This is a genomic window from Streptomyces sp. NPDC051051 (genome assembly GCF_040682975.1).
Lineage (GTDB): Bacteria > Actinomycetota > Actinomycetes > Streptomycetales > Streptomycetaceae > Streptomyces.
On sequence record NZ_JBFBCB010000041.1, the window covers coordinates 59,568 to 77,221 of the forward strand.

The 17,654-nt window shown below is 73.1% G+C and carries 18 protein-coding genes; 13 read left to right on the forward strand and 5 right to left on the reverse strand.

Annotation, left to right across the window (positions count from 1 at the left end):
* Positions 1-106: 106 nt before the first annotated feature.
* Positions 107-1,030, forward strand: a complete 924-nt coding sequence (locus tag AB0N31_RS27180) for a GntR family transcriptional regulator (RefSeq protein ID WP_366061060.1) — start codon at positions 107-109, stop codon at positions 1,028-1,030.
* Here the strand turns inward: AB0N31_RS27180 and AB0N31_RS27185 are convergent.
* Positions 1,020-1,202 carry a hypothetical protein gene (locus AB0N31_RS27185; protein ID WP_366061061.1) on the reverse strand — a complete coding sequence of 61 codons (183 nt, stop codon included), beginning with the start codon at positions 1,200-1,202 and terminating at the stop codon, positions 1,020-1,022. The two genes, AB0N31_RS27180 and AB0N31_RS27185, sit on opposite strands and share 11 nt — an antisense overlap.
* A gap of 166 nt (positions 1,203-1,368) precedes the next feature.
* On the opposite strand from AB0N31_RS27185, the gene AB0N31_RS27190 reads away from it, so the two are divergent.
* From AB0N31_RS27190 to AB0N31_RS27200, 3 genes are all read left to right on the forward strand, one after another.
* Entirely contained in the window at positions 1,369-2,256 is an 888-nt protein-coding gene (locus AB0N31_RS27190; protein ID WP_366061062.1) for a GntR family transcriptional regulator, read from the forward strand.
* Positions 2,205-3,008, forward strand: coding sequence for an HAD family hydrolase (locus AB0N31_RS27195; RefSeq protein WP_366061063.1), 804 nt, complete (start codon positions 2,205-2,207; stop codon positions 3,006-3,008). Before AB0N31_RS27190 ends, AB0N31_RS27195 begins: the two co-directional genes overlap by 52 nt.
* A 502-nt stretch (positions 3,009-3,510) precedes the next feature.
* The gene (locus AB0N31_RS27200; protein WP_366061064.1) at positions 3,511-5,682 is read left to right on the forward strand and encodes an aminoglycoside phosphotransferase family protein; all 2,172 of its coding nucleotides are present in this window, start codon (positions 3,511-3,513) and stop codon (positions 5,680-5,682) included.
* A 72-nt stretch (positions 5,683-5,754) separates the two neighbouring features.
* On the opposite strand, the gene AB0N31_RS27205 is transcribed toward AB0N31_RS27200, so the two are convergent.
* A complete protein-coding gene (locus AB0N31_RS27205; protein WP_366061065.1) occupies positions 5,755-6,720 on the reverse strand; it encodes a zinc-binding dehydrogenase in 966 nt (321 codons plus the stop codon).
* A 113-nt stretch (positions 6,721-6,833) separates the two neighbouring features.
* Between AB0N31_RS27205 and AB0N31_RS27210 the strand changes: the two genes are divergently transcribed.
* The 3 genes from AB0N31_RS27210 (at position 6,834) to AB0N31_RS27220 (ending at position 10,071) form a co-directional block, all read left to right on the forward strand.
* Positions 6,834-7,451: a TetR family transcriptional regulator gene (locus tag AB0N31_RS27210; RefSeq protein ID WP_366061066.1), complete on the forward strand. Its 618-nt coding sequence runs from the start codon at positions 6,834-6,836 to the stop codon at positions 7,449-7,451.
* A gap of 70 nt (positions 7,452-7,521) precedes the next feature.
* The gene (locus AB0N31_RS27215) at positions 7,522-9,564 is read left to right on the forward strand and encodes an AAA family ATPase (protein ID WP_366061067.1); all 2,043 of its coding nucleotides are present in this window, start codon (positions 7,522-7,524) and stop codon (positions 9,562-9,564) included.
* Between the two features lie 21 nt (positions 9,565-9,585).
* On the forward strand, positions 9,586-10,071 hold the full coding sequence (locus tag AB0N31_RS27220) for a hypothetical protein (protein ID WP_366061068.1): 486 nt from the start codon (positions 9,586-9,588) through the stop codon (positions 10,069-10,071).
* Here AB0N31_RS27220 and AB0N31_RS27225 read toward each other — a convergent pair.
* Positions 10,049-10,891, reverse strand: a complete 843-nt coding sequence (locus tag AB0N31_RS27225) for a GNAT family N-acetyltransferase (RefSeq protein ID WP_366061069.1) — start codon at positions 10,889-10,891, stop codon at positions 10,049-10,051. The genes AB0N31_RS27220 and AB0N31_RS27225 overlap by 23 nt on opposite strands.
* 174 nt (positions 10,892-11,065) lie before the next feature.
* On the opposite strand from AB0N31_RS27225, the gene AB0N31_RS27230 reads away from it, so the two are divergent.
* From AB0N31_RS27230 to AB0N31_RS27255, 6 genes are all read left to right on the forward strand, one after another.
* Positions 11,066-11,287 carry a type II toxin-antitoxin system VapB family antitoxin gene (locus tag AB0N31_RS27230; RefSeq protein ID WP_366061070.1) on the forward strand — a complete coding sequence of 74 codons (222 nt, stop codon included), beginning with the start codon at positions 11,066-11,068 and terminating at the stop codon, positions 11,285-11,287.
* Positions 11,284-11,724 (forward strand): PIN domain-containing protein, encoded by a 441-nt coding sequence (locus tag AB0N31_RS27235; protein WP_366061071.1) that lies wholly within the window; start codon positions 11,284-11,286, stop codon positions 11,722-11,724. Before AB0N31_RS27230 ends, AB0N31_RS27235 begins: the two co-directional genes overlap by 4 nt.
* A 30-nt stretch (positions 11,725-11,754) precedes the next feature.
* Complete coding sequence (locus AB0N31_RS27240; protein ID WP_366061072.1) at positions 11,755-12,540, forward strand: class I SAM-dependent methyltransferase; 786 nt, start codon at positions 11,755-11,757, stop codon at positions 12,538-12,540.
* Positions 12,541-12,627: 87 nt separating this feature from the next.
* Entirely contained in the window at positions 12,628-13,080 is a 453-nt protein-coding gene (locus AB0N31_RS27245) for a helix-turn-helix transcriptional regulator (protein ID WP_366061073.1), read from the forward strand.
* An 89-nt stretch (positions 13,081-13,169) separates the two neighbouring features.
* Positions 13,170-13,868: a hypothetical protein gene (locus tag AB0N31_RS27250; RefSeq protein ID WP_366061074.1), complete on the forward strand. Its 699-nt coding sequence runs from the start codon at positions 13,170-13,172 to the stop codon at positions 13,866-13,868.
* Between the two features lie 182 nt (positions 13,869-14,050).
* Entirely contained in the window at positions 14,051-14,368 is a 318-nt protein-coding gene (locus tag AB0N31_RS27255; protein WP_366061075.1) for a DUF2516 family protein, read from the forward strand.
* Positions 14,369-14,500: 132 nt separating this feature from the next.
* Here AB0N31_RS27255 and AB0N31_RS27260 read toward each other — a convergent pair whose 3' ends face one another.
* Together AB0N31_RS27260 and AB0N31_RS27265 are read right to left on the reverse strand one after the other, a co-directional pair.
* Positions 14,501-15,868: a fused response regulator/phosphatase gene (locus AB0N31_RS27260; RefSeq protein WP_366061076.1), complete on the reverse strand. Its 1,368-nt coding sequence runs from the start codon at positions 15,866-15,868 to the stop codon at positions 14,501-14,503.
* A 398-nt stretch (positions 15,869-16,266) separates the two neighbouring features.
* On the reverse strand, positions 16,267-17,355 hold the full coding sequence (locus tag AB0N31_RS27265; protein ID WP_366061077.1) for an NlpC/P60 family protein: 1,089 nt from the start codon (positions 17,353-17,355) through the stop codon (positions 16,267-16,269).
* Between the last annotated feature and the right edge of the window lie 299 nt (positions 17,356-17,654).

The window sequence follows — 17,654 nt, forward strand, 5'->3', positions numbered from 1 at the left end:
ATGTTGTGGAAGTTGGCAGCCAACTTCACTGTTCTTATGTCCGCTTGGAAGCGGCCTATAACCATCTCTCCATGAACTGCCGCAAGATGGCGGGAAGTTGTACTGTTTGGCCGTGGAGCCGGAACATGCCTCCGTCAAGGGGCGGAAGAGACCGGAGCGGTCGCCGCGACCGCAGCCGTCCCCCCGTGACGTGGCCGACGAGCTGCGCACCCGGATCAGGACCGGGGTGCTGCGGCCGGGCGAGCGCATGCCCACCCAGGCGCGGCTCGCGGACGAGTTCGGCATCGAGCGCGGAGCCGTCCGCCAGGCCCTGCGCATCCTCCAGTCGGAACACCTGCTCACCAACGTCTCCAAGGGCGCGCCGGCGACGGTCGCCCCGGACCTGGGCGCCGGCTCCCTCCTGACCGGCCCCGGAACCCCGCCGCAGCCCACGATGGTGGCCCTGACCCCGCGTATCGCGGAGGCCTTCGCCGCCCCGCACGTCGAGATCGACGCCCTGTGCCTGACCGCCGTGTCGCTCACGCTGGCGATCGGCGAACCGCTGCGCCGGATCCACGCGGGGGAGCTGAAACCGGCCAAGATCGACGTCCGGGTCCTGCTGCCGTCGCGGAACATCGACCTGGCCTTCCCGGCGGCGGTGGACGGCGCGGCGACCGGACGGCTGCAACGGCACTGGCTCGCCCACCGCAACGCCCAGGGCCAGGTGCTGCGGCACAACCTGCTGACGCTGCGCGCCACCCACGGCATCGACGTCCGCGTCAGCTTCCGCGCGCTGCCCTTCACCCCGCCGGTCAAGCTCTACCTCCTCAACGGGACGGAAGCGCTGTTCGCCTACTACACGGTCGAGCGGCACGAGCAGCAGATCGACCACGAGCGGCTGGAGACGTACGACGCCGAGGGCACGCGCTCGGTTCTCTTCGCCTTCGCGCAGGGCGCCGGGGCGCGCGACACGACGTTCGTGGAGCAGTCGATGCTGTGGTTCGACGCCCTGTGGGAGACGATCAGTTCGGAGCTGGTGCTCACGAGCTGACGGCGGGCCCGGTGACCAGGAGGGCGAGGATCACGGCGCCCGCGGAGCTGAGCGCCGGCCGTCCGGACCTGATGCCGACGGTGAGCAGGAGCAGGCCGACGGTCCCGGCGGTGCCGTACTTCCACTGGACCGTCTGTTCGAGGACGGCGAAGACAAGGATGAGGGCGGGCACGGTGTTCCTCCCTTCGGAGGCGGGAAGCGTGCGGGGAGGTGCTGGGGCAGAACGTCCGCCAACTCGTCCAAGTTGGCAACCAACTTCACTTGTGTTGTCCCCACTTGGAGACAACTGCTAAACAACTTCCGGGTAACTGCCGCCAGATGGATCTAAGTTGTACCGTTTGGTCGTGACCCAGGAGAACGTGGCAGCGAACGTGGCAGTGAACGGCAGCCGCAGGCTTTCGCCCCAGGAGATCGCCGACGTCCTGCGCGAACGCATCCGCGTCGGGGATCTCAAGGCCGGCGACCGGCTGCCCACGCAGGCCGAACTCGCCGACGAGTTCGGCGTGGAGCGCGGTACCGTGCGCCAGGCCCTGCGCGCGCTCCAGGACGACGGTCTCCTCACCAACGTGAGCAAGGGCAGCCCGCCGCGCATCGCGGAGCAGGCGCCGGTCCGGGAGGAACCCCAGCCCACCATGGTGGCTCTGGCCCCCCGGCTGACCGCGGCCTTCTCCGCCCCGCACGTCCGCATCGACGCCGCCTGCCTCACCGCCGAGAGCCTCATCCCGGCCCTCGGCGAACCCCTCCGGCTGATCCACGGCGGCAGCCTCCGGCCGCGGAAGATCGACGTCCGCATCCTGCTGCCGTCCCGCGACATCAACCTCGCCTTCCCGGTCCCGGTGGACGCGAGCGGAAGCGGCGACCCCGTCCACGAGCGCTGGCTGGCCATGCGCAACGCCCAGGGGCACGTCCTGCGCCACAACCTGCTCACGCTGCGCTCGCACGGCATCGACGTGAGCGTGTCCTTCCGGGCGCTGCCCTTCACCCCGCCGGTGAAGCTGTACCTCCTCAACGGGCAGGAGGCGCTGCTGGCGTACTACATGGTGACGCGCCGGGAGGAGGCGACGGACACCGGAGTGCTCGACATGTACGACGTGCTGGGCACCGAGTCGCTGCTGTTCTCCTTCGAGAAGGCGACCGGTGCGCGCGAGGCCACCTTCGTGGACGAATCCCAGAAGTGGTTCGACGCCCTCTGGGAAACCATCACGTCGGACCTGACACTCTCCTAGTGACTTCTGATACGACGCGGACCGAACAGGTGGCATCCGAGACCGAGAACGACAGGAAGCCGGCGCTGGACGCACTGCTCGCGCCCGCCCGCGTGGTCCTGTGGGACTTCGACGGGCCGATCTGCCGGCTGTTCGCCGGGCACTCGGCGGAGCGGGTGGCCGTCGGCCTGGTGGAGTGGCTGGAGGGGCAGGGCCTGCGCGGCCTGCTCACGGAGAGCGAGCGGGAGTCCCCCGACCCCCACGCCGTCCTGCGCGCCGTGGACCTGCGCCACCCCGGCAGCGACCTGGTCGCGGAGCTGGAGGAGCGTCTCACCCAGGAGGAACTGAGGGCCGCCGCCTCGGCGATGCCCACGGCCTGGGCCGACCCGCTGATCCGCACCCTGACGGCGGTGGGCCGCCGGCTGGCCGTCACGACGAACAACTCGCCGCGCGTCGTCACCACGTACCTGACGAGCCGCGGCCTCACCTCCTGCTTCGCCCCCCACGTCTACGGCCGGACCCCGGACCTGCACCTCCTCAAGCCCGACCCGGACTGTCTGAACCGGGCCCTGCGCGCCGTGGGCGCGGCGCCGTCCGCCGCGCTGATGATCGGCGACACCCCGTCGGACTGCCTCGCCGCCCGGCGGGCCGGTGTCCCCTTCCTCGGCTACGCGCGCACCGAGAAGAAGGAGGAGCTGCTCAGGGACGTGGGCGCGACCCACGTGGTGGACTCGCTGGAGCCGGTGCTGGCCGCGGTCAGACGTCACGCCTGAGTCGTCATCACCACCGGCACGACGGCGGCCCCGCCGGCCGGGCCGTTGTGCCGGGCGCGGACGCCCATCCCCGCCATGAGCACGAGCAGCGCGCCCAGCCGCGTCCGTCGTGCAGGACGAGCGGCGAGATCGTGCCCGCCCTGGACGTGCCGGGTTTCGGGGCCTCCCTCACCCACCCCGTGAAGGACGCGGACGGTACGTCACCCGGCCCGGCCCGGTCTTCGTCGACGGCCGGCAGGGCTGGTTCGACCCGGTGGGGAGCACATCGCCGAGCAGACCGCGGGGGTGCGCTAGCATGCCCGCATCGCGCGAGCCACGGCTCTCACCCCTCCGTGTGAGACGGCGAACCAGTCGGTCTCGGACGGCCGGCCCGGCCCGGCGCGGACGAAGGGCGGACCACCCGTTCGGCCACTTCCCCGTCGCTCCCGGTCGTTCGGCGCCCCGTCCGGCGCTTAACGTGTGCCGTACCCATCCGATCGAGTGTGAGTAACCGGAGCGGCCAGTGGTCGAGCCCTTCGTTCCCCGTGCCGTGCTCGGGGTTCGACCCCCCGGTGACCCGTCCGACGCCCTGCTCCAGCGGTTCGTCGCGGTCGCCGAGTCCACTCCCGCGACCAGCGGGCACCACCACCGGAACCATGTGCTGCCGCTGACGGAGGACGTGGCGGCGCTGCTGGGCCGGCCGGCCGGAACACCGGTGACCGTGCGGATCCCGCGCGCCGACGCGCTGCCGGTGGTGATCAGGACCTGGCGGGACGAGGCCGCGATCCTCGACGCGGTCCACGAGGTCCTGCCCCACGTGCCCGAATGCCTGGTCGGACGGCCGGGCTTCGCCCTCCACAGCTATGTGGAGGGTGTTCCGCTCTCCGCCGTCTGCGGGAACGGCAAGCCCGTCGACGCCCTGCTGACAGAGGCGCTGGCCGAGCTGCTGTGCCGGATGACCGAGGTGCGCCGGGCCGCGCTGCCGCCCCTGCCGGCCGGCTGGCCCGGCAACCACACCGACAGCCAGGGCTTCCTGAGGTCCCTCGCCCACCTCGCCGACCGGCAGATCCGCCGCCCCAACTGGGAGCGGTTCGGCGGCCTCTTCACGGCCCTCGGCATCCCGGAGGACGCCCTGGCCGGCCTCGCCGACCGGATCCCCCCGATGGCGCGGCGGCCGTACAGCCTGCTCCACACCGACCTGCACCGGGACAACCTGATCATGTCCTACGACGGCTCCCCGCCGCTCGTCTGCGTCGACTGGGAACTGGCCACCTACGGCGACCCCCTGCACGAACTCGCCACCCACCTGGTGCGGATGCGCTACCCGGACAACCAGTGGCCGGAGGTGGTGGAGGCGTGGGCGCGCGCCATGGGCCGCCGCCGCCCGGCCGCGGTCAACGGCCTCGCCAAGGACCTGCGGCACTACCTCGACTTCGAACGGGCGCAGTCGGTCTACCCGGACGTGATGCGGGCCGCGCGCGCGGCCCGGGGCACCTTCACCCAGCAGAGCCTGGACGAGGTGACGGCCGAGGTGGGCCGCGCCCTGGAGGCGGCGGCGGAACCGCTGCGGCTGCGCAGCGTGCCCGCCCGCGGGGAGATCGAGGGTGCCCTCTTCCGGTGGCTGGCGTCGCGCGGCGACGTCAGCGGCCGGTCCTGGGCGGCGAAGGCCTACGACTGGCGGCCGGACCCGCGCCTGCCCGAGCGTGAGGCCTTCCCGGCGTCCGCGGTCCGCGAGGCCCTGCTGGCCGAGGGCGCCGCCCCGGCCGACCGCGTCTTCAAGGGCACCGCCCACCTCAACTCGGTGGTCTGGGCCGGGAACCTGGGCGCCCCCGTCGTCGTACGGCGCAAGCTGCCCGACGTCACACGGCGCGAGCCCAGTTACCTGAGCGAGCACGCCGTCCTGGAGGCCATCCAGCGGTCCCGGGCGCAGGTCGCCGCGCCCCGGGTGCTCGCCCTGGGCGAGAGCTACCCGAACGAGCCGTTCGCGATCCACACCTACGTCGGCCCGCCCCGGCACCCGGTCGACGGACTGCTCCCGCACGAGGCCGACGCCCTCGTCGACCAGCTCTGCGAGCTGACCAAGGTGGACCACGGCCTGGTCGCGCCCGACGCCGACCAGGTCGACTTCCACCGGTGGCTCACCGAACAGCTGGTCGGCCTGGTGCGCAGCCTGCCGAAGGAGTCCCTCCAGCTCGCCCGGACGCTCGGCCTGCCCGACGACACCCGGTTGCGGCAGCTTCTGTCCCGGCATCGGCTGAGCCGCCGCGAGCCCGCCCTGCTGCACGGCGACCTCAACCCGTGGAACCTGGTGCGGCGCGACGACCGGCTGGCGCTGACCCTCATCGACTGGGAGATGGCCCTCGTCGGCGACCCCCTGTACGACCTGGTCCGGCACATGCACCTGACCCCGACCAGGCCGGAGATCCGGGAACGCATGTTCTCGCGCTGGGAGCGGAAGCTGCCCGACGCCTGCACGAGGGACTGGCGCGCCGACTGGCGGGTCTACCGGTGGATCGAGATCGTCCGCTCGGCCTACATCGACCTCGACCGCCTGCGGACCGGCGCCGGTTTGGACGCCCCCAACGTCCGCCGCGCCGTCGACTCCTACGCCGACACCCTCGCCGCCGCGACCGCCTCCCTGGGCCTGCCCGTGCCGGCCACGGCGAACCCCTTCCTGGCCCGGGCGCTGGCGTAGGCCCGGCCTGTCGCCGCCTTCCCGATCGCGGCGCGGCGGCGCACCCCGGCGGGCGCGGGGTGCGCCGGGCCCTCACGCCTTCAGGAGCACCTTTCCCACGACCGCGCGCCCCTCCACCGCCGCGTGCGCGGCCGCCGCCTCCGCCAGCGGGAAGACCCGGCCCACCACCGGCCGCAGCCGTCCGGCCGCGGCCTCCCGGAGCGCGGCCGTCCGCAGCCGTCGTACCTCGTCCTCGTCGAACTGCACGTCGGCGATGCCGAAGACGGTGACGCCCCGGCGTTTCGCCTCCTCCGGGTCCACGGGGGCGAAGCCGCCGGTCGGGGCGCCGTGCGCGGAGAAACGCCCGCCGTCGGCGACCAACGCGAAGGACCGGGCGCCGGGTTCGCCACCGACGCCGTCCAGGACGACGTCCGCGCCGGAGCCGCCGAGGGCCGCCCGCGCCGTTTCGGGCCATCCCCCGGCCGAGACGTCGACGACCGCGTCCGCGCCCAGGTCCCGCACCAGCGCGAGCTTGTGCCCGCCGCGCGCGCAGGCGACGACCCGGGCGCCGCGCGCCCTCGCCGACTGCACCAGCAGCGTCCCCATCCCGCCGGAGGCGCCCAGGACCAGCACCCGGTCGCCGGCCCCCACGCCCGTGACGTCGAGGACGCCCCGCGCGGTCACCCCGTCGTGCACCAGGGCCGCGGCGGTGCGCAGGTCGAGGCCGTCCGGGACCGGAGTGAGGGAGGTGACGGCGGCCGTCGCCCGCTCGGCGTAGGCACCCCGCACGAACGAGGCCACCCGCCGGCCCAGCCAGCCGTCCGCCACCCCCGCGCCGACCGCGGCGACCGTGCCGGAGACGCCGCCGCCGGGGACGTACGGCGGCTCGGTGTCGAAGTAGGCGCGGCCCCAGCCCGCGCGGATCTGGGTCTCCACGAAGATCGTGTCCACATGGTCGACCTCGATCAGGACCTCGCCGGGCCCGGGGGCCGGGTCGGGAAGGTCGGCCGTCTCCAGGACCTCCGGTCCGCCGAACGCCTTCACCTGTACCGCTTGCATGACGACTCCCTGCCGTGAATCCGATGCATGTGCATGTGTATGCGCGGGGACAGCCTCCGACCTCAATTCGACTTGAGGTCAAGGCCCGCCCCGTCCGGTCGTAGGCTCGGCCCATGAGCGAGACGGGGCTGCGCGAGCGCAAGAGGCGGCGGATGTACCGGGCGGTGTCGGACATCGCCGTCCGGCTCTTCGTCGAGCGGGGCTTCGACGCGGTGTCCGTCGCGGAGGTCGCCGCCGCGGCCGAGATCTCCAAGCCGACGCTGTTCCGGTACTTCCCGGCGAAGGAGGACCTCGTCCTGCACCGGTTCGCCGACCACGAGCGGGAGGCGGCCGAGGCGGTCGCCGCGGGGCGGGTGGAAGGGGTCGCGCCGCTGACCGCCCTGCGCCGGAACTTCCTCGCCGGGATCGCCGCGTCCGACCCGATCACCGGCGTCAACGACCACCCCGAGGTGCGTTCCTTCTGCGCCCTCCTCTACGGCACCCCGGCCCTGGTCGCCCGTCTCCACGCCTACCTGGAGCGGTCGGAGGCCGCGCTGGCGGAGGTCCTCGGCGGTGATCTGGACGCGCGGCTCGCGGCGGGACAGATCGTCGCCGTCCGGCGGATCCTCGCCCAGGAGAACTGGCGGCGGATCGAGGCGGGGGAGACGGCGGCCGACGTGCGGCCGGTGGCGCTGGCGGCGGCGGAGCGGGCGTTCACCGCCTTGGAGGCGGGGCTTCCTGCACTGGCCTGAGGCGCGGAGCCATTCATGGAACTCGGTAATAAATTTAACTCGGTAACGTCATTCAGGTAGTCTCGTCCGTATGACGTCACCCGACCCCGCCCCCGCGGACCCGGCCGACCTCCTCCACGCCTCCCTCCTGCGAGAACGCGCCCACCACGACGCCTGCCGCGCCGCGCTCGCCGCGATGCGCGCGGGCGCCGACCTCCGGGTCGTCACCGGCGAGGACGTCTCCGCCTCCGGCGCCGACGCCGAGGTCCTCGGACACCGGCTGCGCAGCCAGGCCAAGGCCCTGCGCGAACTGCCCGACGGCCCCCTCTTCTTCGGCCGGCTCGACTTCGCCGAGGAGACCGGCGGAGAACACGCCGGCCTCGCCCACCACATCGGCCGGGTCCGCATCGGCGAGCACCCGGCCGTCCCGCCCCTGGTCGTCGACTGGCGCGCGCCCGTCTCCCGCGCCTTCTACCAGGCGAGCGCCCGCGACCCGCAGGGCGTCGCCGTCCGCCGCCGGTTCGGCTGGGCGCCGGGCAGCCGGGGCGACTCCGCCGACCTCACCGGTCTGGAGGACGAACACCTCGGCCGCGGCGAGTCCCGACGGAGCGACCTCGTCGCCCGCGAGATCGAACGGCCGCGCGTCGGCCCGATGCGGGACATCGCCGCCACCATCCAGCCCGAGCAGGACGACCTGGTCCGCGGCGAGCCGTCCGCGTCGGTGTGCGTGCAGGGCGCCCCCGGCACCGGCAAGACGGCGGTGGGCCTGCACCGGGCCGCCTACCTCCTCTACACCCACCCGCAGCGGATCCGCCGGGGCGGACTGCTCGTCCTCGGCCCCCACCGCACCTTCCTCTCCTACATCGCCGAGGTGCTGCCCTCGCTCGGCGAGACCGGCGTACGGCAGTCCACCCTCTCCGACGAGATCGCCCGCCACCCGGTCACCGGCACGGACCCCGCCCCGGCGGCCGCCGTCAAGCACGACGCCCGCATGGCGCAGGTGCTGCGCCGGGCCCTGTACGGCAGGGTGACCGCCGCCGCGGACGACCTCACGGTGGCGGACGGCTCCTCCCGCCTGCGGGTCACCGGCGCGGAGATCGCGCGGATCGTGACGGACGTGCTCGCGGAGGAGCCGCCGTACGACGTGGGGCGCGAGCGGGTGCGCAGCCGGATCGCGCGACGCCTGCTGGAACGGGCCGAACGGCACGGCGGGCCGCGCCCGGCCTCCTGGCTGCGCCGCACCGAACGGTCCCGTCCGGTGGCCGCGTGCCTGGACGCCGTGTGGCCCGGGGTGCGGCCCGAGGAGGTCGTCGCCGCACTCCTCGGCGACCCGGCCGAACTGGCGCGGGCCGCGGACGGCCTGCTGGACCCCGGCGAGCGGGAGGCCCTGCGCTGGGCCCGCCCGCCGCGCTCGTACCGCTCCGCGCGCTGGTCGGCCGCCGACCTCGTGCTCCTCGACGAGGTGGCCGGCCTGCTGGCCCGGCCGCAGGGGTACGGCCATGTCGTCGTCGACGAGGCGCAGGACCTGTCCCCGATGGAGTGCCGGGCCATCGCCCGCCGGGTGCCGTTCGGTTCCCTGACCGTCCTCGGCGACCTGGCGCAGGGCACCACCCCGTGGGCGGCGCGCTCCTGGCGCGTCCAACTCGCGCACCTCGGCAAGCCCGACGCGAGCGTGGTCCCGCTGACCACCGGCTTCCGCGTCCCCGGCGCGGTCCTCGACCTCGCCAACCGCCTCCTGACCCGCCTCGACACCGACGTACCGCCCGCCCGCTCCCTGCGCCGCGACGGCGAACTCCGCGTCCGGCGGGCCGACGGCGACCTCGCCGCCGCGGTCGTCTCGGCCGTACGCGACGCCCTCACGCACGAGGGCTCCGTCGGCGTCGTCACCGCGGACGCGGACACCGCCCGCATCCGCCACGCCCTCACCACGGCCGGCCTCGACACCGACCCCCGCCTGGCCGTCGTCCCGGCGACCCTGGTGAAGGGCCTGGAGTACGACCACGTCGTCGCCGTCGAACCCGCGGCCATCGCGGCGGCCGAACGACGCGGTCTGAACCGCCTGTACGTCGTCCTGACCCGAGCGGTCTCCCGCCTGGACGTCGTGCACGCGGAAGGGCTTCCCTGGGAGGGGTGAGGCGGGGGAACCTGGCCTGCGATGCTGCTCTTCCTCGACGTGGACGGCCCGCTGATCCCCTTCGGCGGCCCCGACCCGTACCCGCGGTACGGCCCGCCCGCGCCCCACCACCCCCTCCTCTCCCGCCTCGACCCGGCCCTCGGTCCCGCGCTCCTGGCCCTCGGCTGCGACCTGGTGTGGGCCACGACCTGGGGCGAGGACGCGAACACGGTCCTCGGACCGCGGCTCGGCCTGTCACCGCTGCCGGTGCCGGACCTCCCCGAGGAGCCGTCCCTGCCCGGCGTCCACTGGAAGACGAGCCCCCTGCTGTCCTGGGCGGCTGGGCGCCCCTTCGTCTGGCTCGACGACGAGATCACCCCGGCCGACCGGGAGTACGTCGACGCCTGCCACCCCGCTCCCGCGCTGCTGCACCGGGTGGTCCCTCGAAGGGGCTTGGTGAAGGGCGACTTCGAAGCGGTGGCGGCCTGGCTGTCGCGGGCGCCGGTCAGGAGAAGTCGTACACCGTGAAGCCGGTGACCGGGACGTAACCCAGGCGCTGGTAGAGGGCGTTGCTGGTGGGGTTGGCCGCGTTCGTGTACAGCACCACCTCCTTGGCGCCCGCGGCGAGCGCGGCGCGGCTGACCTCGGCCGTCACGGCGCCCGCGTAGCCCCGGCCGCGCAGGTGGGCCGGGGTGTAGACGGGGTCCACCCGGACCTGGCCGCCGACCAGCGGGTTCGCGCCCGCCATGGAGACGGGCGTGCCGTCCGGCGTCTCCCAGAAGGTGTAGTGCTTCTCGGCGAAGCGGGTGCCGGCCCAGGTGCCGGCGTCGATGGTGACGTCCTCCTCCACGTCCGCGGCGAACTCGCGGCACCAGCGCATGAGGTGCTCGTGGTCGCGCTCGCCCACGGGCCGGCCCCGGCCCGCCGGGAACGGCTCCGGCGGGGTGAGTGTGCCGAGGCGGTGGAGGCGGAGCCGCACCCGGACCGTCGGCGTCGCACCCGTGCGCCGGCGCCAGGCCTCGGCGAACGCCGTGGCGGTGCCGTCGTCCGCGGTGACCCACGGGAGGGAGTGCCCGAGGGCGAGCAGGCGGGCGGCGAGCGTGTCCGCCTGCCCGGGAGCGAGGGAGGTGACGCTCAGACCGCGGGCCGGGAAACGGTAGAAGGTCGCCTCGACCTCGCCCGCCCGCTCCAGCACACCGAACACGAGCCCTTCGGTGCGCTGCGTCCGCAGCTTCTCGGTCACCGACAGCGGGGTGGTGTGCAGGTCGGGGCGCGAGCGCAGGAACTCCCCGGCGCGGGCGAGGAATTCGTCGACGTCTTCGGTGAGGTGCCAGTCATCGGTGCGCATGCCCCATCCTTGCGCGGCCCACTGACAACGGCCGGACCGCCCGCGCCGGACCGCCCGCGCCGGCACGGCACGTCGACCGGGGTGGCGCGGGGCCGGGGTGTCTCGGCCTCGGAGAGGCGGTGTCCTGCCGTGGATACATATACTGGATATTGTCCTTGAATAGAGGAGACCAGTATGAGCGTGACGACGATCGACCTTGATGACGATGCGCTGGAGAAGGCCATGCGTGTCGCCGGTGGCGGCACCAAGAAAGACGTGGTCAATGCCGCCCTTCGCGAGTACGCCGAACGTCATGAGCGGGTCGCGCTCGTAGCCAGGCACTTCCACGCCGCCCAGCAGTGGGACTACGAGGGCTGGGAGCGGCGCCGCGCCGAGGACAAACAAGGTGGCGCGTGATCCACTACCTGCTCGACTCCTCGGGTCTGTGGCGCCTTCTGCGCGAGGAGCGGTTGAGGGACGCGTGGCTGGAGACCACCACCCTCCGGGCCATCGGCTCGTGCGCCGCCCAGCGGGCCGGGTTCCGGCGCTCGGCCCGCAACGCCGTGGAGTACGAGGCCATGGGCGAGATGTTCACCGACCTGTACCCCGACGTACCTCTTCCGAAGAGGTTGTGGGACTGGGTCGACACCGCCCAGTACGCTCTCGCCGAGAAGGGGGCCCTCGGTGCGGCCGGGCCGCTCGACCTGATGATCTGCGCGACCGCCGTGCATCATGGACTGATCGTCCTGCACGACGACGCCGATTTCGTCACCGTGGCCCGCTTCCTGCCCGACGTCAGAGAGCGGAATGTGCGCAACGCTCCAGGTCTCCAGCATCCTCGATCGACGAGGTAGGCAACTCGGCTTCCCCATAAGCTCGGCCGCGTGACTGACCAGTGCTTCGGGCATCCGCGGCTCGCCGCGGTCTACGACCCGCTCGACCCCGATCGCGGCGATCTCGACGCGTACGTCCGGATGGCGGAGGAGTTCGGGGCGCGTCGGGTGCTGGACATCGGCTGCGGGACGGGTGTGTTCGCGCTTCTGCTGGCCGAACGCGGGATCGAGGTCGTCGGCGTCGATCCCGCCCGGGCATCCGTCGACGTGGCCCGGGGCAAGCGGGGCGGCGAGCGGGTGCGCTGGATCTGCGGCGATGCGACCGCGCTCCCGCCGCTGCGGGTCGACCTGGCGACCATGACGGCGAACGTCGCCCAGCAGATCGTCGATCCGCAGGCGTGGCGGGAGACCCTGCGCGGCGCGTACGAAGCGCTACGGCCCGGCGGCCGTCTGGTGTTCGAGACCCGGGACCCGGCCAGGCGCGCCTGGGAGGAGTGGAACCGCGAAGCCTCGTACCGCGTGACGGAGATCCCGGGTGTCGGCGCCGTCGAGAGCTGGGTCCAGGTGATCGAGGTGAGTGAGCCGCTGGTGACGTTCCGCTGGACCTACGTGTTCGCTGCGGACGGGCAGGTGCTGACGTCGGACTCCACCCTGCGCTTCCGTGGGCGGCGGGAGGTCGAGGCGGAGCTGATCGCGCGGGGCTATGAGGTGGAGGGCGTTCGCGACGCGCCCGACAGGCCGGGCAAGGAGTTCGTCTTCGTCGCGCGACGCCCACGGGAGACCTCGCCGCGCAGGTCCGGGAAACCCTCGCCGGCGCGGGGACCGCACGGCCGTTGAGCGGACCGGGTGGTCTCCGGCGTGGCGTGGCGCACTTTTGCAAGCGGGTGCTTGCAATTGTTAGCGAAGGTGGGGCACTGTGGAGGCATGGCATCGCTCAACGTCGGCAATCTCGGTGAGTACCTGCGCGAGCAGCGGCGAAACGCCCAGCTCTCGCTGCGGCAGCTCGCCGACGCCGCCGGGGTGTCCAATCCGTACCTGAGCCAGATCGAGCGCGGGCTGCGCAAGCCGAGCGCGGAGGTGCTGCAGCAGGTCGCCAAGGCGCTGCGGATCTCCGCCGAGACGTTGTACGTCCGGGCCGGCATCCTCGATGCCGAGCGCGACCGGGACGACGTCGAGACGCGGGCCGTCGTCCTCGCCGATCCCACGCTGACCGGGCAGCAGAAGCAGGTGCTGCTGCAGATCTACGAGTCCTTCCGCAAGGAGAACGGGTTCGCGGGCGGCGACGGCGCGGTGGACGCCCAGCACGGTGAGGACGCCGCACCGGGCACCCGCACGGTCGGCGGCACCGACACAGATCCGCAGCAGACGGCCGGTTGACCGGTCCAGGGGACCGGCCGCCCGACTGCGGACCCGCACCAACCGACATCGACGAACGCGACGCACGCGAATACGGGAGGACCATCACCATGGCCATCAACGACGACCTGCGCAAGACCCTCAGCGACCCCACCCCGTTCTACTTCGCCGCCGGCACCGCCGACCTGGCCCTCAAGCAGGCGAAGAAGGTTCCGGGCCTGGTGGAGCAGCTGCGCACCGAGGCGCCCGCCCGCTTCGAGGCGGTCCGCAACACCGACCCCAAGGTCGTCCAGGAGCGGGCCGCCGCCCGCGCCAAGGAGGCCGGCGCCAAGGCGAAGGAGGCGCAGGAGACCTTCCAGACGAAGGTCACCGAGTTCATCTCCTCCCTCGACGGCGACCTCAAGAAGCTCGGCACCACGCTCGACGCCGACCTGAAGAAGCTCGGCGAGTCCGCCCAGGACATCGCGCTGCGCGGCGTCGGCGTCGCCGCCGAGTACGCCGTCAAGGCCCGGGAGACCTACGAGAAGGTCGCCGAGCACGGCGAGCAGGCCGTGAAGACCTGGCGCGGCGAGGCCGCCGAGGACATCGAGGAACTGGCCATCGTGGTCGAGGGCAGGACCGAGCCGAAGCCCGCGCCGGTCGCGGTGAAGGACGAGCCGAAGCCCGCGCCGGTCGCGGTCAAGGACGAGCCGAAGCCCGCCGCGGCCGCCATGGCCGACGTGGACGCCGCGGCGAGGAAGACCCCCGCCAAGAAGGCCCCGGCCGCCCGCAAGACCACCGCGAAGAAGACGACGCCCCCGGCCAGGTGAGACCGGCGGCGGACCCGCGGTGCGGACACGGAAACGGTGACGGGCCGGGCACTCGGGGAGTGCCCGGCCCGTTGTCCGGGTAGCGCGAGCACGGTTGCGGGTACGGTGACCGCGTAAGGACGAGCGATGTCGTGCCGAGCCGGGTGGTGGACGTAGTGCTGATGGAAGGTTTCGAAGGGTTCATGTCTCTGCTGAGCCTGGCCCTGATCGTGTTCAGCGGCTTCGCCCTGTTCGACGCGGCGATCCGCCGCGAGGACGGCTACCGGGCCGCCGACAAGCAGACCAAGCCGTTCTGGATGATCATCCTCGGGCTCGCCTTCGTGGTGAACCTGATCTTTCCCATCCTGTCGTTCCTGCCGATCATCGGCCTGATCGCGACCATCGTGTACATGGTCGACGTCCGGCCCGCCCTGCGCTCCCTGCCGGGCGGCGGCCGCAGCCGCCGGGGCGGCGGCTCCAGCAGCGACGGACCGTACGGGCCGTACAACGGCGGACGCTAGCCGGCCCCGTCGGCACCTGCCGTAAAGGCCGGCCCCGTCGGCACCTGCCGTAAAGGCCGGCCCCGTCGGCACCTGCCGTAAAGGCCGGCCGTGAGGACCTGCCGTGGGTACCGGCCTCGAGGACCTGCCGTGCTACGGCAGCCGGTCCAGCAGGACCACCGCCACGTCGTCCGTCAGCTCGCCGCCGTTCAGGTCGCGGACCTCGTTGACCGCGGACCGCAGCAGATCCTCGCCGCGCAGGCCCGCCGCGAGCTGGCGGCGGATCATCTCCACCATGCCGTCCTGGCCCAGCCGCTCCCGGCCGTCGCCGACGCGCCCCTCTATCAGCCCGTCCGTGTAGAGCATCAGGCTCCACTCCGCGCCCAGCTCGACCTGCATGCGCGGCCAGCGAGCGCCCGGCAGCAGCCCGAGCGCCGGGCCGTTGTTGTCGTACGGCAGCAGCCGGGCCGGCTGGTCGGGGCGGGCGATCAGCGGCGCCGGATGCCCGGCCAGGCACAGGCCGGCGCGTCGGCCGTCGGGCGCGATGTCCACCGTGCACAGCGTCGCGAAGATCTCGTCGTCGTCGCGCTCGTGCTCCAGCACCTGCTGCAGCGTGTTCAGCAGCTCGTCGCCGCACAGTCCGGCCAGGGTCAGCGCTCGCCAGGCGATCCGCAGTTCCACGCCGAGCGCCGCCTCGTCCGGGCCGTGCCCGCAGACGTCGCCGATCATCGCGTGGACGGTGCCGTCCGGGGTGCGGACGGTGTCGTAGAAGTCGCCGCCCAGCAGCGCGCGTGAGCGGCCGGGGCGGTAGCGGGCGGCGAAGCGCAGCGGGGAGCCCTCCAGCAGGGGCGTGGGCAGCAGACCGCGCTCCAGGCGGGCGTTCTCCTGCGCGCGCAGCTTGCCCTCGGCGAGCCGCCGTTCGGCGGAGTCCGACCGCTTGCGCTCCACGGCGTACCGGATGGCGCGGCTCAGCAGCCGCCCGTCCAGCTCGTCGCGGAACAGGTAGTCCTGGGCGCCGACGCGCACCGCCTCCGCGCCGCGCTCGGCGTCACCGGACGCGGTGAGCGCGAGGACGGCGTGCCGGGGCGCCAGCTCCAGGACGTGCCGGAGTACGGCCAGCTCGTCGTCGTCGGCGGCGCGGCCGGGTGCCGGCAGGGCGAGGTCCAGCAGGATGCAGTGGACGTCGTCGGTGAGCAGCCGTCCGGCCTCGGTGAGGTTGCGGGCGGTGCGCACCCGGATCGGCTTGCCGGCCGAGTCGAGCAGGTCGGGCACGATCGGGGCGGCCGTGGGGTCGTCCTCGATGAGCAGCAGTGTGAGGTTGGTGTGGCCGGGGCTCGCTCCGTGCGGGACGCCGTCGCCGGGTGCGGCGTGGTGTTCGACCTTCGCTTCCTTGCGATCGTCGGTCCGGTCGTCCGTGCGCGGGTCCACCTCCGGGGTGGGGCTCCCGCCTGCGGGCGCGGCCTGAGCCTGACCACACTCCGCGGCCGGGATCGCTCTCTGCCGCGGTACGGGTACGGGCATCGTTTCGGGTTCCTTCCCTCCCCCCGAGGGCATGGCGGGGACGAGGGACCTCGACCCACCGACGGGGACCATAGCGGCAGAAGGCGCCGCAGCGGAATGGTGTACGGCACGTCGCCTGATCTCTGGCCACTGTCATATGCCGCGATCCATACCGCAGTTGGGCAGGCCGGTACGGGGGCGGGGATGACGAAGGTCACGTCCGTACGGGGTTTGGCGCCGGGGAGACGTGCCGTGGGTCACGTGGCCACGGTCACGCAGGCGGGGACGGGGGTCCGGGCGACCGGCCGGTGCCGCGTCCGGGCCCTGTCCGGTGCCTCGTTCGGGCCCGGCCCGGCGTCTTGCCGGACGCCTCGCGGCGCCCCGGCCGATGCCCCCGCGCCCACCATCCGGCCGGTGCTCTACGCGTCGGGCCGCACCACCCCGAGGATCGGCATCGAACCCGCTCCCGCGAGGGTGACCGTCCGGCCGGGGCGCGGGGCGTGGACGATCGTGCCGCCGCCGACATACATCCCGACATGGCTGGCGTCGTCGAAGTAGATGACGAGGTCGCCGGGGCGCATGTCCTTCACGGCGACCCGCTTCAGCTGCCGCCACTGCTCCTGCGAGGTGCGCGGAACGGCGACGCCGGCGCCGGCCCAGGCCCGGGAGGTCAGGCCGGAGCAGTCGAAGGAGTCCGGACCCTCCGCGCCCCACACGTACGGCTTGCCGATCTGCGCGGTGGCGTACCGGACGGCCTTCGTGCCCTGCGCGGTGCCCTTGCCGGTGGTGACGCCGTCGAGTATCCCGGTGTCCAGCCAGGCGGTCTGCGCCCTCTGCGCGGCCTGTTCCTGGAGGCGGGCGAGGCGCTCCTTCTCCTCCTTCTCCAGCTCCGACTCGAGCTTCTCGGCCGCCGCGATCTGCTTCTCGATCTTCTTCTGGGCGGTGGCCCTGGCCTTGCGGTTGGCCTCCAACTTCTGCCACTGGGCGGAGGCGTCCTTGGCGTACTGCTCCAGATCCCCCTGGGTGCGCGTCATTTCGCCGAGCAGGCCCTTGGTGGCGCGCTGACCCTGGATCACCCGGCCGGCACCGTCGAGGAACTCGCCCGGATCGTCGCTGAGCAGCAGCTGCGCCTCGTCGGGCAGACCGCCGCCGCGGTACTGGGAGCGGGCCGCGGCACCGGCGCGATTCTTCAGGTCGGCCAGCTTCTCGCGGCCCTCGACGATCTTCTTCGCCAGTTCGACCAGCTCCGCGGACTGCTTCTTCGTCTGCTCCTCGGCCGCGTTGTAGGCGTCGGTGGCGACGGCGGCGTCGTGGTAGAGGGTGTCGAGCTTCTCGCGGACCGCCTCGAGATCCTCGTTGGTCGCGGGCGGCGGGGTCAGGTCGGGGGCGGTCGTCGGTGCCGGGGTGGGGCTCGGACTCGCGAACGCCGTGCCCGGCACCGTCAGGACGGTGACCGCGCACACCACGGTCACGGCCGTCGCGAGCAGCCCGCGCTTGCCCGTACCCATAACGTCCCCCCCAACTGATTTACCGTCAGTAACTTACGGTCGCCCGGGGGATCGTGCCACGCCACGACGGAAAACGACAGAGGCAGTACTTCCCTCCGGTCCCACTCCGGCATGACGATCTCCCCGCCTTTGTGACGAACGCCTCACGGGGATCGTTCCCGGGGTGGGCCGAGGGAGCGAGGGTGGGGCGGAGGTGGGTCGGAGGCGCGGCGGCGCCGACGACGCGCAGCGCCTCGAAGGCGAGGCCGCGCAGCAGGGCGTCCTCGCCGCGGGCGGCGGTGAGGAGTTCACCGACGGCG